The organism is Amycolatopsis sp. NPDC051716 (assembly GCF_040681595.1).
Classification (GTDB): domain Bacteria; phylum Actinomycetota; class Actinomycetes; order Mycobacteriales; family Pseudonocardiaceae; genus Amycolatopsis.
Genome location: NZ_JBFAZA010000014.1, coordinates 151138 through 166170, shown reverse-complemented (window position 1 = coordinate 166170; position 15033 = coordinate 151138). Strand labels below are relative to the sequence as shown.

Here is a 15033-nt window from a genome sequence, read left to right as displayed (position 1 = left end):
ACCGCGAGGCAGGGAGGCCGGAGTGGACCAGAGGCGACCGTGGAAACGGCTCCGGGGCCCGCGGGCCGTACTGGTGGGCGCGGCGGCGCTGGGTGTGCTCGCCGGCCTCACCCTGCGGACGGCCGACTACCCGGGGGTGCTGCCGCCCGGAACACCCGACCCGGAGCTGGACCTGAGCCTGCGCCTGGTGTGCGCCGCAGCGGTGCTGATCGCGGTGACGCTGGCGTACCTGACGTTCGCCCGCCACCAGGACGAGCCCCTGGCGATGGCGTGCCTGCCGGGGCTGGTGGTGACCGGGGTGATCCTGCGGCACTTGGTGGTGACGCTGCCGGGAGTGACCCGCCTCCAGCCGGCGGCGAGGGTGGTCCCGGGAGCCGGGGCATGGGTGCTGCTGGTGTCGGGCGTGGCGATGACGGCGACCGGGTTGGCGGCGGCGTTCGCGGTGCGCCGGGCGAGCTGAGGTTCCCGGCGGCGTTCGCGGTGCGCCGCGCAGGCCGAGGCCCCCGGCAGCGTTCGCGGTGCGCCGGCCAGGCCGAGGCCCCCGGCAGCGTTCGCGGTGCGCCGGCCAGGCCGAGGCCCCCGGCAGCGTTCGCGGTGCGCCGGCCAGGCCGAGGCCCCCGGCCGCGTTCGCGGTGCGCCGGCCAGGCCGAGGCCCCCGGCCGCGTTCGCCATGCTCCGGGCAGCCTGAGGTCCCCGGCCGCGTTCGCGGTGCGCCGGGCAGCAGACGCGACCACCCGCTCGGTCCCGCCCTGCCAGCCGATCCGTCGCTGCCGCGTGGCGCGAACACGAGGTAAACTCGTTTCATGCCGCAACGAAATGAATCCGCCGAACTCGCGCGGGCCGTCATGGAGCTCATCGACCAGGGGCATCGGCGGATCTCGCGGCGCCTCGACCTCACCCGCCTCCGTGTGGCCGGGCTGCTCGCCGCCCAGGGCCCGATGCGGCCGCGCGACATCGCCGGCGCACTCGACCTCACCGCCTCCGCCACCAGCCGGCACCTCACCGCTCTCGAGCGGGAAGGGGCGGTGGCCGTCGAACCGGATCCGGACGACTCGCGCACCTTCCTCGCCGGCGTCACCGCGGACGGCCGCGCCGGGATCGAGACCGCCGTCGATGCCGGTGCCGCCGTCTTCGCGCGGGTCATCGCCGACTGGCCCGACGAAGACGTCACTGCCGCGCGCGTGCTCGTCAGCCGCCTCAACGAGGCCTGGGCGCGGCACGGCGGCAGCGCCGCCCCACCCGCCGTCCCGGGCTGGCAGCGGGCTCGCCACAAGGACGCCTGACCGTGGCACCGCGGAGCCAGCCGGCACCCGTCCAGGCCGCCCGGGCGCTGCTCGCTTTCGTCGGGCTCGGCCACCTCGTCATCCCGGCCGTCATGGGGGCGCGCGAAGACACACTGCGCGACCAGATCGCCGCTCGGCAGCCGGACTTCGGCACCGCCGAAGTCGCGCGCTCAGCCGATATCGCCGTGCTGTCCGGCGCCGTCTTCCACGGCATCCTGTTCGTCCTCTGTGTCCTCCTCACCGTCAAGCTCGCCACGGGCCGTCCGTGGACGCGCCGGCTCGCCACCGTCTCCCAGCTGCTGTCCGTGGTCTTCGGCTTCTTCTCCTGGTCGTCCTCGCCGATGTTCCACGCCGTGATCCCGGTGGCCGCCGCCGCGCAGCTCGCCGTCGTCGGCCTCGTCTGGCTGCCACGGCCGTCGCGGGATTTCTTCGCCACCTCCTAGCCGTTCACCGCCTTCCGGCCCAGGAAGGCCGCCAGCTCGTCGGCCGCCGTCGCGTCCGGGGGTGGCGGGATCTCCGGCCCGAACGGGCCGCCCGGCTGCCGTGGCGTCGCGCGGAACCGCGTCCGCCACTGCTCCAGCGCCCGCGCCGCCAGCTCGGGCGCCAGGTCTGTCGGCTGCCCCGTCGCGTCCGCGATGTCCCAGCCGTGGGCGAGGTACTCGTTCACCCTCATGTGCACCAGGAACACCCCGGGCACCTCACCGAGCGGCGTCGTCACCTGCCGCGAAAACAGCCCTGGCTCAGCCAGCACCGCCCGGGTCGCCGAGACCGACGCGGTGAACGCCTCGGCCGGTGAGGAACCCAGGTAGTCGCCGTCCGGGGCCGGGGGGCCCGTGCCCGCCCAGAAGGCCACTTTCGCGTTGCCGTGCGCCAAATGGTTCACCACCGCGCGCACGTCCCAGTCCGGGCACGCCGTCGGGAGCGCCCACTGGCCGGCCCGGACCGTGGTGACCAGGCGGGTCACCGTCGAAGCTGCGAGGTCGAAGTCGTCGAGAGCGGTCATGGCACACAGTGTGCCGACCACCACCGACAGTTTTGAGAAGGCGAGTCAGGAAAGCAGCGCCACGCACTCCACGTGGTGGGTCATCGGGAACGCGTCGAACGCCCGCAGGTCCGTCAGCGAGTACCCGTGGGCCGCGAAGGTCGCCACATCGCGCGCCAGCGCCGCCGGATCGCAGGCCACGTAGACGATCCGGTCCGGGGCACCCGCCACGATGGACTCCACGACCGCCTTGCCCGCACCCTTGCGCGGCGGGTCCAGGACCACGACGTCGACCGGCTTGGCCGCCGACGCCAGCACGTGCTCGACGCGCCCGGCCTGCCACGAAACCTGGGGCAGGTCCGCGAGGTTGCGCTCGCCGTCGGCGACCGCGCGCCGGCCGGACTCGATCGCCAGCACCCGGCCCGACGTCCCGACCTGGGCCGCCAGCACCGACGCGAACAGCCCGACCCCGGCGTAGAGGTCCCAGGCCGAGCCGCCCACCGGCGCCTCGGCCCACTCCGCCACGACCGCGGCCAGCGTCGACGCCGCCGCCGGGTGGACCTGCCAGAAACCGTGCGCGTCCAGGCGCCAGTCGCGGCCCGCCGCGTGCTGGACCGCGACCCCGCCGGTCAGCTGCCGCGCCCGGACCTTCCCGCGCACCGTCGACAGCTCGCGGACGTGCACCCCGCCGTCACCGTCCTGGGTGACCTCCAGCTCGCTGCCCGGCCGCCAGCGCCGCGCCAGGACGTCGTCGAGCTCGCCCGGGACGGCGATCGGGCAGTCGTCCAGGGCCACCACCCGGTGGCTGTGGTGGGCGCGCAGCCCCGCGCGCCCGTCGTGCCCGGCGACCAGCCGGACGCGGCTGCGCCAGTCCAGGGGCCCGCCGTCGAGCGCCTCGACGACGACTTCACGTTCGATGCCCGCCAGCCGCCGCAGCTGTTCCGCCACCACCGACGCCTTCAGCGAACGCTGGTAGTCCGGGTCGGCGTGCTGCCAGTCGCAGCCGCCGCAGCCGCCCGGCACGGCCAGCGGGCACGGCGGCGGAACCCGGTGCGGCGACGCGCCGAGCACCTCGACGGCGTCTCCGCGGCAGAACGAGCCGCCGTTGTCCTCGGTGATCTCGACGCGGACCTGCTCCCCCGGCAGCGCGTGCCGGACGAACACGACCCGCCCTTCCGCGCGGGCGACGCAGTGGCCGCCGTGCGCGACCGCGCCGACCTCGACCTCGAGGACGCGGCCCAGCCAGCTGGTCATTCGGCAGGCTCCTTGGGCTTCGGGACCACGACCGGCTTCCCGTTGGGCGAGAACCCGCGGCGGACGTCGCCCGCGGCCGGGCGCTCGTTCCGGACCCGCGCGGCCGCCTTGGCCGACGACTCCAGCTGCCACGGCACGCTCGCCACGATCACGCCGGACTGGAACAGCAGCCGGCCCTTGAGCCGCAGCGCGCTCTGGTTGTGCAGCACCTGTTCCCACCAGTGCCCGACCACGTACTCCGGGATGAACACGGTGACCACGTTGCGCGGGTTGTCCCCGCGCACGCGCTTCACGTAGTCGAGAACGGGCTTCGTGATCTCGCGGTAGGGCGATTCGACGACCTTCAGCGGCACCTTGAAGTTGTGCGCGTCCCACTCGGCGGTCAACCGGCGGGTGTCCGCGTCGTCCACATTGACCGTCACGGCTTCGAGCACGTCCGGGCGCATCGCCTTGGCGTAGGCCAGCGCGCGCAGCGTCGGCCGGTGCAGTTTGGACACCAGCACGATGGCGTGGTTGCGCGAGGGCAGCACGGTCGGGGTGTCGCCGAGGTCCTTGAGCTCGTCGGCGACGCGGTCGTAGTGCCGCCGGATCGCCGTCATCAGCACGTAGATGGCCACCATCGCGGCGATCGCGATCCACGCGCCGAGCAGGAACTTGGTGATGAGCACGATCACCAGGACGGTCGCGGTCATGGTCAGGCCGATCGCGTTGACCGTCTGCGAACGCCGCATCCGCCGCCGCGCGCCCGGGTCGGTTTCCTTGGCCAGCAACCGGTTCCAGTGCCGGATCATGCCCGCCTGGCTCACCGTGAACGACACGAACACGCCCACGATGTAGAGCTGGATGAGCCGGGTCACCTCGGCGTCGAACGCGATGATCAGCACCAGCGCGAAGGCGGACAGGAACAGGATGCCGTTGGAGAACGCCAGCCGGTCGCCGCGGGTGTGCAGCTGCCGCGGCAGGTAGCGGTCCTGCGCCAGGATCGAGCCCAGCACCGGGAAGCCGTTGAACGCGGTGTTCGCGGCCAGCAGCAGGATGATGCCGGTGGAGAAGGAGATGTAGTAGAACGCCGGCGGGAAGTCGGCGAACACCGCGTGCGCGATCTGCGCCACGATCGTCTTCTGCTCGTAGCCGGCGGGCGCGCCCTCGAGCTGCCGCGCCGGGTCCTCGGCGAACTTGACGTCGGTGATCGTGGCCAGGGTGATGATGCCGACCAGCATGGTGACCGCGAGCACGCCCATCATCAGCAGCGTGGTGGCCGCGTTCTTCGACTTCGGCTTCTGGAACGCCGGGACGCCGTTGCTGATCGCCTCCACCCCGGTCAGCGCCGCCGCGCCGGAGGAGAACGCCCGCAGCACCAGGAACGCGTACCCGACGCCCGCGAAAGTGCCTTCGGCGGTCAGGGTGAACCCGGCGCTCTCGGCCTTCACCTCGGTACCGGTGGCCGCCTGCACCAGGCCCCACACGACCATGACCATGATGCCGATGATGAACCCGTACGTCGGGATCGCGAAGGCCTTCCCCGACTCGCGGATGCCGCGCAGGTTCAGCGACGTCAGCACCACGACGATGACGATCGACGCGAGCACCTTGTGCTGGGCGACCCACGGGACGGCCGAGCCGATGTTGGCCACACCGGACGAAGTGGACACCGCGACCGTCAGCACGTAGTCGACCAGCAGGGCGCTGGCCACCGTCAGGCCGAACCGGCCGCCCAGGTTCGTGTTGGCGACCTCGTAGTCACCGCCGCCGCTCGGGTAGGCGTGCACGTTCTGCCGGTAGGAGGCGACGACGACCAGCATGACCAGGGCGACCATGATGCCGATCCACGGCGCGAGCGCGTACGCGGACAGCCCGGCGACGCTCAGCGTCAGGAAGATCTCTTCCGGGGCGTAGGCGACGCTCGAGAGCGCGTCCGACGCGAAGATCGGCAGCGCGATGCGCTTGGGCAGGAGCGTGTGAGCGAGCCTGTCACTGCGGAACGGACGTCCGAGGACCAGGCGTTTCAGCACGGTCGGGAACTTCGACACCACGGAAGCGTAACGGGCGAGCGGCACGGTAGGTTCGGCGCTGGTAGGTAGGGGTGGCAACGGACGGGTAACCGCCGAGGAGGAGGCAGGGCGTGCACGTGGTGATCATGGGGTGCGGCCGGGTCGGCGCGTCCCTGGCCGCTGCGCTGGAGCGGCTCGGCCACGAGGTGGCCGTCATCGACAAGAACCAGCAGGCGTTCCGCCGGCTCGGCAGCGACTTCCACGGCCAGCAGGTCGTCGGCGTCGGCTTCGACCGCCGGGTGCTGATCGAAGCCGGCATCGAGCGGGCCGGCGCGTTCGCGGCGGTGTCCAGCGGCGACAACTCGAACATCATCTCGGCCAGGGTCGCGCGCGAGAACTTCGGCGTCGAGCACGTCGTGGCGCGCATCTACGACCACAAGCGCGCGGCCGTGTACGAGCGGCTGGGCATCCCGACGGTCGCGACCGTGCCGTGGACGACCGACCGGTTCCTGCGCAGCCTGCTGCCGGACGGCGTCGCGTCGGCGTGGCGTGATCCGTCGGGCAACGTCGCGCTGCTGCAGCTGCCGCTGCACGAGGGCTGGGTCGGGCACTCCGTCCGGTCCCTGCAGCAGGCGAGCGGCGCGCGGGTGGCGTTCATCATGCGGATGGGCACCGCCGTGCTGCCGGACACCAAGACGGTGCTGCAGGCCGACGACGTCGTGTGGGTGGCCGCGCGCTCGGGCACCATCACCGACGTCACCAGTGTGGCCCAACGCGAACCGGAGGACGAGGCATGAGGGTCGCGATTGCCGGCGCCGGGGCGGTCGGCCGTTCCATCGCCGCCGAGCTGATCGACGGCAGGCACCAGGTGATGCTGATCGAGCGCGAGGCCGACCAGTTCGAGCCGCACGCGGTCGAGCAGGCCGACTGGGTGCTCGGCGACGCCTGCGAGGTGTCGATCCTGGAGGAGTCCGGGATCGAGCAGTGCGACGTCGTCATCGCCGCGACCGGCGACGACAAGGCGAACCTGGTGGTGTCCCTGCTGGCCAAGACGGAGTTCGCGGTGCGGCGCGTGGTGGCCCGGGTGAACAACCCGGCCAACGAGTGGCTGTTCACCGACGCGTGGGGCGTCGACGTCGCGGTCTCGACCCCCCGCATGCTGGCGGCGATGGTCGAGGAGGCGGTCAGCGTCGGCGACCTGGTGCGGCTGATGACGTTCCGCCAGAGCAACGCGAACCTCGTCGAGCTGACGCTGCCGGCGGAGACCCCGCTGGCCGGGAAGCCGGTGAGTGAGCTGACGCTGCCCCGGGACGCGGCCCTGGTGACGATCCTGCGGGGCGACCGGGTGATCGTGCCGCAGCCGGAGGACCCGCTGGAGCCGGGTGACGAGCTCCTGTTCGTGGCGACCGCTGATGTCGAGCCGGAGATCCGGACGGCGCTCGGGTACTGAGATCGATCGGGGAAGGCCCTTGGCGGGTTCGCCGGGGGCCTTTTTCGCGGCCTGGCTCGGCTCAGCCTGGCCTGGGCTCGGCCCGGCTCGGCATGGCTCCGCTTGGCCCGGCCGGTCTGGCCCGGCCCGCCTGGCTCCGCTCGGCCTGGCTCCGCTCCGCTTGGCTTGGCCCGGCCGGTCTGGTCTGGCCTGGCTTGGCTTGGCTTGGCTTGGCTTGGCTTGGCTTGGCTTGGGCCCAGCCTGGCTCGGCCCGGCCCGGCCCGGCCCGGCCTGGGCTGGGCTGGGCTGGGCTGGGCTCAGCCTGGCTCCGCTCGGCTCGGCGGTGGGGCGAGTGGGCAAGTGCGGCGACCGGAAATGTCGGTGCCTGCAGGTAGCGTGGAAAACGGGGGGCGCCCCCGCGCGCCGGGGATCTCGGCGACTTCCGGACCTTCTCACCACCCTGCCCGACGTGGTCGGGGAGGAAATCTCGGCTTGGCCGGTGACGAAACTGTGTCGGCTTGGCCGGGCTGGAAATCTCGGCTTGGCCGGGGCCGGAACTTTCACACTCGAAGGCGAGCGCCGGGGTACCTCGGCCCGGATCTCGCCCGAACCTACCCGCATCTCGCGTGCTCCAGCGCGGATCTCCCGTGACTCGAGGCGAAACTCGCGTGATCGAGCACAAACCGAGAAGGCATCTCGCGTGCCAAACGGGTATCTCGCGTGATTGGAGGGGCATCTCGCGTGATTGAGGGGGCATCACGCGTGACCAGGCCGCCGACACGGCGAAACTGTCGGTGCCTGCCGGTAGAGTCGAAAACGGGGGGCACCCCGGCGGGTCAGGCTTCCGGAGTCGCGTACTTCTCGCGCAGCCGGGCCTCGACCTCCGCGTCGGTCTCCGGGGCCGGCTCGTCCTCGGCCATCGCCTTCAGGCGCTTGTCCGACCGGCGGACCGCCCACACGACCACCAGCAGGCCCAGCGCGTACAGCGGGTAGCCCATCGCGATCTTCGCGAAGGCCAGCCAGCCGGTGTAGTCCTCCTGGTAGAGCCACCGCTGCACCACGAACCGGGCGGCGAAGATCGCCGCCATGGCCAGGGTGGCGACGTCGTAGCCGTAGCGGGAGGGCTTGTCCTTGCGCCAGGCCTGGCCGGTGCCGTTGAGCAGGTTCCAGACCACGCCCGCGATCGGCCAGCGCACCACCACCGACAGCACGAAGATGCCGCAGTAGATCAAGCTCGCGTAGATCCCGAACAGGAAGAAGCCCTTCGCCGACCCCGTGCGGTAGGCGATGAACGCCGCGATCGCGACGCCGAAGAAGCCCGAGATCGCCGGCTGCAGGGGCTCCTTGCGGAGCAGCCGCAGCACCGTGATGGCCACGGCACTGCCGATCGAGGTCCAGATGGCCGCGGTCAGGCCGAAGAACGAGTTCGCCAGCACGAAGACGATCACCGGCACCGAGGAGTAGATCAGGCCGGACACGCCGCCCATCTGCTCGAGCAGGGTCGGCTGCGGCTCGTCCTCGTCGGTCTTCTTCTCGCTCGGGGCGGGTTCAGTCACGATGGGTGATCAACTCACTGGGCTCTGGAGCTCGTAATAGGGGTTGTACAGCACCTTCTGGCCGTCACGCTCGGCCATCCGACCACGCACCTTGATCGTCCGGCCAGGCTCGATGCCCGGGATCCGGCGGCGGCCGAGCCAGATTAGCGTCACGCCCTGTGTTCCGTCGAACAGCTCGGCCTCCAGCGTGGCGGCCTCGTTGGTCGGGCAGAGCTCGACGCTGCGGAGCCGCCCCATCACGGTGACCTCTTCGCCGGAGCGGCAGTCACAGGCCCGCTGCGCGCCTTCGGCGCCGGACCTCATCGACATCTCGTCGGCGTCGAGATCCTCGACGTCGCTGGTCAGCTTGCGTACCAACCGGCTGAAGTAGCCGCCGTCTTTGGCGGACATAGGTGCTCCTGTGCTCCGGGGCCCGGCGACGAATTTGCTTGCGGCCCGTGCGATTCCAGCGTACTGCGGTCCCCGCCAGGGAAACGCCTTTGCGCAAAGATCGCAACGTGACGTCCGCAATCAGAGTTCCCGCCGCGGTGCTGCTCCCCGGTACCGGCTCGGACGACGTCTTCGTCCGTGCCGTCTTCGAACGGCCCCTGCGCGCCCTCGGTGTCCCGCTCATCGCGCCACCCCCGCCGCCGGGCGCGGCGCTCGCCGAGGGCTACCTGGCCGTCTTGGACGCGCTGGCGGACGAACACGGCGAACTGCTCGTAGGCGGCATTTCGTTCGGCGCGCACCTCGCCGCGGAGTGGGCGGTGCGCAACCAGGGCCGTTGCGGGGGCCTGCTGGCCGCGCTCCCGGCCTGGAACGGCCTCCCGGGCCCGGCACCCGCATCGCTGGCCGCGACGCTGACGGCGGATCTGGTGGCCGGTTCCGGCGTCGGCGCGGCACTGGCGCAGACCGAGGGCAGCCCGGGTTGGCTGCGGACGGAGCTGGACCGGGCGTGGCGGCGGCACGGCGACGGCCTGGCGGACAGCCTGCGTGTCGCGGCGGGCCGGGCGGCGCCGACCTCGGCCGAGCTGGCGGCGCTGCCCGTCCCGGCCGGGATCGGCACGTGCACCGACGACCCGATCCACCCGACGAAAGTCGCGGCGGAGTGGGCGGGCGCACTCCCCCGCGCGGCCCTCGGGGAGACGACGCTCACCGCCTTGGGCGCGGACCGCGAGTCACTCGGCCGGGCGACCGTCCTCGCCTTCCTCCGGGCCCTGCGAAAGCCGTGAAGGCCACCTTGGGGGACCCAAGGTGGCCTTCACGGACCTGCGGGTGGCTCAGCCCTGCTGCTGCTGGGCCGCGATGTGCTCGGCGACCGCCTCGGGCAGCGTGATGGTCAGCGGAGTCCGGACCGGCATGGGCGCGTCGCCGCGGTCGACGATGGTCCGCCGGACGATCTCGCGCAGCACCTCGACGGCCCCCGCGGCCTCGGACTGCGGCCCGGCGATGACGCCACGCAGCATCCAGCGGGGCCGGTCGACGCCGACGAAGCGCAGCGCCACGTCGCCGATGATGGCCGAAATCTCCAGGCCCCAGAGGCCGCGGCCGATGGTGACCTTGGCGCCGTCGGCCCGCAGCTGGTCGGCCAGCTCGGAGCTGACCTCCCGCCACAGCCCGCCGGAGCGCGGCGCGGCGTACGCGCTGACCGTGATCTGGCCCTGCTCGGTGACGACGTGCACGGCGCGCACGCCCCCGGCCTCCGGGTCCATCTCGACCTGGACCTGGGAACCGTCGGGCACCGGCACCTTCACCGAGCCGAGGTCGATCCGCGGGATGCCGTCGTCGTCGAAGTCGGCCACGTCGAACGGGCCGTCGGAGACGTCCGACAGCTCCGGCCCGTCCTCGTCGTCGTACGCCTCGTCCTCGAAAGTGTCGTCGGCCTCGGGCGCGGCGTGCCGTCCGGCGGACCCGCCCTCGGTCCGTCGCTTGCGTCCGAAAATCCCCACTACTTCTCCGTTCCTTCCCCCGTGGCGGCGCTCGCGGCGAGCGCCGGTGCTCCCAGTGTGGCGTGTCCACCCGTCGAGCCGTAGCCTCCGTCGCCCCGCTCGGTCGCGTCGAGCCCGTCGACCTCGACGAACTCGGCGTGCTCGACCCGCTGCACGACCAGTTGGGCGATGCGGTCGCCGCGCGTCAGCTCCAGCGGGTGCACCGGGTCGTGGTTGATCAGGCAGACCTTGATCTCGCCGCGGTAGCCCGAGTCGATCGTTCCCGGGGTGTTCACGACCGAGAGGCCGGCCCGGGCGGCCAGGCCGGACCGCGGGTGGACGAACCCCGCGTACCCGGGCGGGAGCGCGATCGCGACGCCGGTGCCGACGACACCGCGTTCCCCGGGTCCGAGGACGATATCCGAGGTGGTGACGAGATCGGCGCCCGCGTCGCCCGGTCGGGCGTAGGCGGGCAGCGGGACATCCGGATCGAGCCGGGAGAGGAGTACCTGAACGCTGGACACGGGCGGCGAGATTACTCTCTACCCGTGGGTGAATCAGCGAAGACGGCCGCGAACGCCGCGGTGCGGCACTCGGAACGGCTGTACGTCCCGTGGTGGGGCTGGCCGCTGCCGGTGCTGGGGGCGGTCCTGCTCGCCGCCGAGATCGACCTCGGGTACCCCGGGATCCGGGCGTGGCTGCCGTACGTGATCGCGTTGCCGGTGGTCGTGGCCCTGCTGCTGTCGCTGGGCCGGTCGAAGGTCCGGATCACCGGCGGTGCCGAGCCGGAACTGTGGGTCGGCGACGCCCACCTGCCGCTGCGCTACGCCGGCGAGGTGGAGATCTTCGACAAGGAAGCCAAGCGCAAGGCCCTGGGGCGCGACGGCGACCCGGCGGCCTACGTGCTGCACCGCGGCTGGGTCGGCCCGGTCGTCAAGGTCCGGCTGACGGACGCGGACGACCCGACGCCGTACTGGCTGTTCAGCACCCGGCACCCCGAGCGCGTCGCCGAGCTGCTCAAAGGCGCCTGAACCGGCGCCACCCCCGCAAGACATGGGAAGGGGGCCGGCCTTCCGGCCGGCCCCCTTGTCCCCAGCGCGCTTCGAGCCTCGCCCTCGGGAAACACTGCCCTCGAGGCTCTCCGTCGCGTCTGTTCGTCCCCTGTGTCCGAGAACCCCTTCGCGCTTGTCAGGCGCAGTCGCGGCAGATCAGGCGTCCGCCGTTGTCCTCGGCCAGCCGGCTGCGGTGGTGCACCAGGAAGCACACGGAGCAGGTGAACTCGTCCGCCTGCTTCGGCACCACCTTCACGGTCATGTCCTCACCGGAAAGCCCGGAGAGGTCGGCACCCGGCAGCTCGAAGTTCTCGGCGGTCGCGTCCTCGTCGACGTCGACGACGCCGGACTGGTTCTCGTTCCGCCGGGCCTTGAGCTCCTCCAACGAGTCTTCGGCCAGCTCGTCGGCTTCGCTGCGGCGCGGAGCGTCGTAGTCGGTAGCCATGTGTCCCTCACCCCTGCGATCAGCTTGTGTAGTCGTTTTCCCGGACCCCCGGATGCGCCCGTGAGTCCGCCGTGCCGCTGGTCAACGTTCCAGGGCCCTCGTTTGTGCCCGACGGCCGAAGTGACCGAGGTCTCTTCTTTTTGCGCCTCTTCCTGCGGCCGGAGCCCGGGAAGGGTAGCTCACCGCTGTCCGGGTTCTGCAACGAGTCAGACATTGCCGGGGAATCGTCACCCGACAGGGGGAACCCGCAGGTAAGACGCGTTGTCGTCCGTTCGGGTTGCGCGGAGGTGGAGAACTTCACGCGCGGCCCGTCTCCGCTTGCCCCGGCCGGTCCCGCCGTGGTGCGATCGCCTCACGGGGATCGGTCCGGCTGGGGCCCGGTACCGCAGGCAGAACACGGGAACCCACCGGGTGACCCGGGACCACGTGCGTCGGTCGCAGCGCCTAGGCTGACCGGTCTCGGCGGTGCCCGGTTCGCACGGCCGTTCGGTGTTCGGGAAGGGACGGGCAGGTGGCGTCGGGGAACGGCATCGGGGACCGTGGGACGCGGCCGTATCGCAAGCACAAGCCGCTGCCGGCGCTGATCGTCATCGGCGTGCTCGCCGTGGGCGCGATCGTCGTCTGGGTGCACGCCGCCATCGGCAAGGGCGACGTCGACGAGGCCGTCAAGTGCGACCCGCCGGCGAGCCCGCCGCCGGGTGTGACGTTCAGCAGCCTGCCCCACAACGCGCTCGACGACCGCGCGCCCATCCCGCCGGACAAGGTCGCCTACCGGGTCCTCAACGCCTCGGGCAGCCGCGGCCAGGGCGGCATCACCACGACGACGCTGCGCGAGCTCGGCTTCACCGGTGCCGCCGAACCGGCCAACGACCCGGCGTACGAGAACCGCGAGGCCAAGTGCCGCGGCCAGATCCGCTTCGGCGAGAACGGCGTCACCGCGGCCCGGACGATCAGCCTCGTGGTGCCGTGCGCCGAGCTGGTCCAGGACAACCGCAAGGACGCGAGCGTCGACGTGGTCACCGGCACGCTGTTCGGCGACCTCCGGCCCCGCCCCGAGGCCCGCCAGATCATCACGCAGCTCGCCGACTGGTCGAAGGCCCACCAGGGCGGCGGCGGCAACGAGCAGTCCGCCGGAGCCCCGGCCCCGGTCGTCGACCAGACGCTGCTGGCCTCGGCCCGCGACGTGGCCTGCTGACCCTGCGCCGGCAACCCCCGCCCGCGGGGGCGCCCCCCGTTTCCACGCTACCGGAGGGCACCGACACTTTCGGTCGCCCGAAGCGGCCCTCGCTGCCCGGAGCCCTGGTCGCCGAGGGTCGCGAATGACTCATTCGGGACGTCGGAGGTCCCGAATGAGTCATTCGGGACCCTCGGAAGTAGTCAGACCTCCGCCGCGCCGCAGTCCGCCAGCACCGTCCGCAGCGGGTCCGCGATCGACGGGGCCGCCGCGTAGGTCGCGTCCACGCCCAGCTCCGGTGCCGCGCCCGGGAGGGACACCGCCGCGCCCGCCTCGGCCGCGATCAGCGCCCCCGCCGCCCAGTCCCAGCGGTTGAGCCCGTGCTCGACGTACGCGTCCAGCCAGCCCGCCGCCACCGCGCACAGGTCCAGCGACGCGGCGCCGTTGCGGCGGATGTCCCGCACCCGCCCGAGCAGCTCCGCCGCGAACCGCGACTGCCGCGTCCGCCGCTCGCGCGCGTAGGCGAACCCGGTTCCGACCAGCGTCACTTCCAGGCTCGGCGGCGCCGACACCGCCAGCCGCCGTCCGTCCAGGAAGGCACCCTGCCCGCGGGCCGCCGACCAGACGCGCCCGCTCGCCGGCTCGACCACCGCGCCGGCCACCGACTCGCCGCCGACCTGCGCGGCCACCGACACCGCGAACCACGGCAGCCCGTAGAGGAAGTTGACCGTCCCGTCGATCGGGTCGACCACCCACGTCACGCCGTCGCCCGCGGCGCCGCCGCCTTCCTCGCCCAGCACCGGCTCCCCCGGCCGCAGCGCGGCCAGCCGCGCGCGCACCAGGCGTTCGGACTCGTGGTCCACCGCGGTCACCACGTCGGTGGCCCCGGACTTGGTGCCCACGGCCACCTCCCGGCCCTCCGCCATGCCCGCCCAGGCCTCGCGGACCAGGGCGGCGGCTTCCGTCGCGACCTGCACCGCGACGCTTTTCAGCAACGACTCGTCAACTCCCACGTCCGACATGTCACCACATCCGGTTAAAGTCTCCGAGGCAGGCTTCTGAATCGTGCGAGAAGGGACCACGTCCGTGGTGGAGGCGACCCGCCGAGGTTTCGGCATCGACATCGGCGGCAGCGGGATCAAGGGCGCCTTGGTCGACCTGGACAAGGGGGCGCTCATCGGCGACCGCATCCGGATCGAGACGCCGAAGCCGTCCACGCCGTCGGCGGTGGCGGACGTCGTGCACGACATCGTCACGCAGGCGGGCTGGGACGGCCCGGTCGGCGTGACCCTGCCGGCGGTCGTCAAGAAGGGCGTCGCGCACACCGCGGCCAACATCGACAAGCAGTGGATCGGCACCGACGCCGACGCGCTGTTCGCCAAGCGGCTCGGCCGCAGCGTCGACCAGGTCGCGATGCTGAACGACGCCGACGCGGCGGGCATGGCGGAGATCCGCTTCGGCGACCCGGTCGCGCGCACGGGCGTGACCGCGCTGCTCACCTTCGGCACCGGGATCGGCAGCGCGGTGTTCCAGGACGGCAAGCTCGTCCCGAACACCGAGTTCGGCCACCTCGAGATCGACGGCCACGACGCCGAGAAGCGCGCGGCCGCTTCGGTGAAGGACAACGAGGGGCTCTCCTACCCCGAATGGGCCAAGCGCGTGCACCGTTATCTGACCGTGCTGGAGAACCTGATCTGGCCCGACCTGTTCATCGTCGGCGGCGGGGTCAGCAAGAAGGCCGAGAAATGGGTGCCGCTGCTGGACATCCGCACTCCGGTGCTGGTGGCGAGCCTGCAGAACAACGCCGGGATCGTCGGCGCCGCGGCCGCCGCGGCGGAGGGCATCCAGCACTGATTCGGCGCTGAGGGTGATCGCTTCGCACCGCATGCGCGTACCGTCGTTACAATGGAACACGGCCCACGGCTGCGGAGGTCAAAACCGCAGGCCGAGGCGTGATCCC

General features: G+C 72.2%; 17 protein-coding genes and 1 pseudogene. 9 read left to right on the top strand and 9 right to left on the bottom strand.

Annotated features, from left to right (window positions below):
- Window positions 1–22: 22 nt before the first annotated feature.
- The 3 genes from AB0M30_RS21120 (at window position 23) to AB0M30_RS21110 (ending at window position 1726) form a co-directional block, all read left to right on the top strand.
- Window positions 23–460, top strand: coding sequence for a hypothetical protein (locus AB0M30_RS21120; protein ID WP_364585907.1), 438 nt, complete (start codon window positions 23–25; stop codon window positions 458–460).
- Between the two features lie 343 nt (window positions 461–803).
- Entirely contained in the window at window positions 804–1283 is a 480-nt protein-coding gene (locus AB0M30_RS21115; protein WP_364585905.1) for a MarR family transcriptional regulator, read from the top strand.
- Window positions 1284–1285: 2 nt separating this feature from the next.
- Window positions 1286–1726, top strand: coding sequence for a hypothetical protein (locus AB0M30_RS21110; RefSeq protein ID WP_364585903.1), 441 nt, complete (start codon window positions 1286–1288; stop codon window positions 1724–1726).
- Here AB0M30_RS21110 and AB0M30_RS21105 read toward each other — a convergent pair.
- Genes AB0M30_RS21105 through AB0M30_RS21095 form a run of 3 tightly spaced genes read right to left on the bottom strand, consistent with a single transcriptional unit; the run spans window position 1723 to window position 5549 of the window.
- A complete protein-coding gene (locus AB0M30_RS21105) occupies window positions 1723–2286 on the bottom strand; it encodes a TIGR03086 family metal-binding protein (protein WP_364585901.1) in 564 nt (187 codons plus the stop codon). The two genes, AB0M30_RS21110 and AB0M30_RS21105, sit on opposite strands and share 4 nt — an antisense overlap.
- Window positions 2287–2331: 45 nt before the next feature.
- Window positions 2332–3519, bottom strand: coding sequence for a TRAM domain-containing protein (locus AB0M30_RS21100; RefSeq protein WP_364585899.1), 1188 nt, complete (start codon window positions 3517–3519; stop codon window positions 2332–2334).
- Window positions 3516–5549, bottom strand: coding sequence for an APC family permease (locus tag AB0M30_RS21095; RefSeq protein ID WP_364585897.1), 2034 nt, complete (start codon window positions 5547–5549; stop codon window positions 3516–3518). Before AB0M30_RS21095 ends, AB0M30_RS21100 begins: the two co-directional genes overlap by 4 nt.
- A gap of 83 nt (window positions 5550–5632) precedes the next feature.
- Here AB0M30_RS21095 and AB0M30_RS21090 point away from each other — a divergent pair.
- Together AB0M30_RS21090 and AB0M30_RS21085 are read left to right on the top strand one after the other, a co-directional pair.
- Window positions 5633–6307 (top strand): annotated as a pseudogene (locus tag AB0M30_RS21090) (TrkA family potassium uptake protein); the annotation flags it as partial.
- A complete protein-coding gene (locus AB0M30_RS21085; protein WP_003067924.1) occupies window positions 6304–6960 on the top strand; it encodes a TrkA family potassium uptake protein in 657 nt (218 codons plus the stop codon). The pseudogene AB0M30_RS21090 and the gene AB0M30_RS21085, both read left to right, overlap by 4 nt.
- An 815-nt stretch (window positions 6961–7775) precedes the next feature.
- On the opposite strand, the gene AB0M30_RS21080 is transcribed toward AB0M30_RS21085, so the two are convergent.
- Together AB0M30_RS21080 and AB0M30_RS21075 are read right to left on the bottom strand one after the other, a co-directional pair.
- A complete protein-coding gene (locus tag AB0M30_RS21080) occupies window positions 7776–8495 on the bottom strand; it encodes a DUF3159 domain-containing protein (RefSeq protein WP_364585895.1) in 720 nt (239 codons plus the stop codon).
- Between the two features lie 9 nt (window positions 8496–8504).
- The gene (locus tag AB0M30_RS21075; protein WP_003074944.1) at window positions 8505–8885 is read right to left on the bottom strand and encodes an OB-fold nucleic acid binding domain-containing protein; all 381 of its coding nucleotides are present in this window, start codon (window positions 8883–8885) and stop codon (window positions 8505–8507) included.
- A gap of 137 nt (window positions 8886–9022) precedes the next feature.
- Here AB0M30_RS21075 and AB0M30_RS21070 point away from each other — a divergent pair, with 137 nt between their 5' ends.
- Window positions 9023–9706 carry an alpha/beta hydrolase gene (locus AB0M30_RS21070; protein WP_364586015.1) on the top strand — a complete coding sequence of 228 codons (684 nt, stop codon included), beginning with the start codon at window positions 9023–9025 and terminating at the stop codon, window positions 9704–9706.
- Between the two features lie 48 nt (window positions 9707–9754).
- Here AB0M30_RS21070 and AB0M30_RS21065 read toward each other — a convergent pair whose 3' ends face one another.
- Both AB0M30_RS21065 and dut read right to left on the bottom strand, forming a co-directional pair.
- On the bottom strand, window positions 9755–10423 hold the full coding sequence (locus AB0M30_RS21065) for a DUF3710 domain-containing protein (protein WP_103339672.1): 669 nt from the start codon (window positions 10421–10423) through the stop codon (window positions 9755–9757).
- Entirely contained in the window at window positions 10423–10926 is a 504-nt protein-coding gene (gene dut / locus AB0M30_RS21060) for a dUTP diphosphatase (RefSeq protein ID WP_364585893.1), read from the bottom strand. Before dut ends, AB0M30_RS21065 begins: the two co-directional genes overlap by 1 nt.
- A 24-nt stretch (window positions 10927–10950) precedes the next feature.
- On the opposite strand from dut, the gene AB0M30_RS21055 reads away from it, so the two are divergent.
- Window positions 10951–11433, top strand: a complete 483-nt coding sequence (locus AB0M30_RS21055; RefSeq protein ID WP_364585891.1) for a DUF3093 domain-containing protein — start codon at window positions 10951–10953, stop codon at window positions 11431–11433.
- Window positions 11434–11590: 157 nt separating this feature from the next.
- Here AB0M30_RS21055 and AB0M30_RS21050 read toward each other — a convergent pair whose 3' ends face one another.
- Entirely contained in the window at window positions 11591–11899 is a 309-nt protein-coding gene (locus AB0M30_RS21050; protein WP_013224476.1) for a DUF4193 domain-containing protein, read from the bottom strand.
- A 511-nt stretch (window positions 11900–12410) separates the two neighbouring features.
- Between AB0M30_RS21050 and cei the strand changes: the two genes are divergently transcribed.
- Window positions 12411–13094 (top strand): envelope integrity protein Cei, encoded by a 684-nt coding sequence (gene cei / locus AB0M30_RS21045; RefSeq protein WP_364585890.1) that lies wholly within the window; start codon window positions 12411–12413, stop codon window positions 13092–13094.
- 182 nt (window positions 13095–13276) lie between these two features.
- Here cei and AB0M30_RS21040 read toward each other — a convergent pair whose 3' ends face one another.
- On the bottom strand, window positions 13277–14095 hold the full coding sequence (locus tag AB0M30_RS21040) for an inositol monophosphatase family protein (protein WP_364585888.1): 819 nt from the start codon (window positions 14093–14095) through the stop codon (window positions 13277–13279).
- A 67-nt stretch (window positions 14096–14162) separates the two neighbouring features.
- On the opposite strand from AB0M30_RS21040, the gene ppgK reads away from it, so the two are divergent.
- On the top strand, window positions 14163–14927 hold the full coding sequence (gene ppgK / locus AB0M30_RS21035) for a polyphosphate--glucose phosphotransferase (RefSeq protein WP_364586013.1): 765 nt from the start codon (window positions 14163–14165) through the stop codon (window positions 14925–14927).
- The last annotated feature ends 106 nt before the right edge of the window (window positions 14928–15033 follow it).

Excerpts from the sequence above, each read along its gene's own strand:
- AB0M30_RS21115 (WP_364585905.1), top strand. The coding sequence starts at position 804 with ATGCCGCAACGAAATGAATCCGCCGAACTCGCGCGGGCCGTCATGGAG.
- AB0M30_RS21105 (WP_364585901.1), bottom strand. The coding sequence starts at position 2,286 with ATGACCGCTCTCGACGACTTCGACCTCGCAGCTTCGACGGTGACCCGC.
- AB0M30_RS21100 (WP_364585899.1), bottom strand. The coding sequence starts at position 3,519 with ATGACCAGCTGGCTGGGCCGCGTCCTCGAGGTCGAGGTCGGCGCGGTC.
- AB0M30_RS21085 (WP_003067924.1), top strand. The coding sequence starts at position 6,304 with ATGAGGGTCGCGATTGCCGGCGCCGGGGCGGTCGGCCGTTCCATCGCC.
- AB0M30_RS21075 (WP_003074944.1), bottom strand. The coding sequence starts at position 8,885 with ATGTCCGCCAAAGACGGCGGCTACTTCAGCCGGTTGGTACGCAAGCTG.
- AB0M30_RS21050 (WP_013224476.1), bottom strand. The coding sequence starts at position 11,899 with ATGGCTACCGACTACGACGCTCCGCGCCGCAGCGAAGCCGACGAGCTG.
- AB0M30_RS21040 (WP_364585888.1), bottom strand. The coding sequence starts at position 14,095 with ATGTCGGACGTGGGAGTTGACGAGTCGTTGCTGAAAAGCGTCGCGGTG.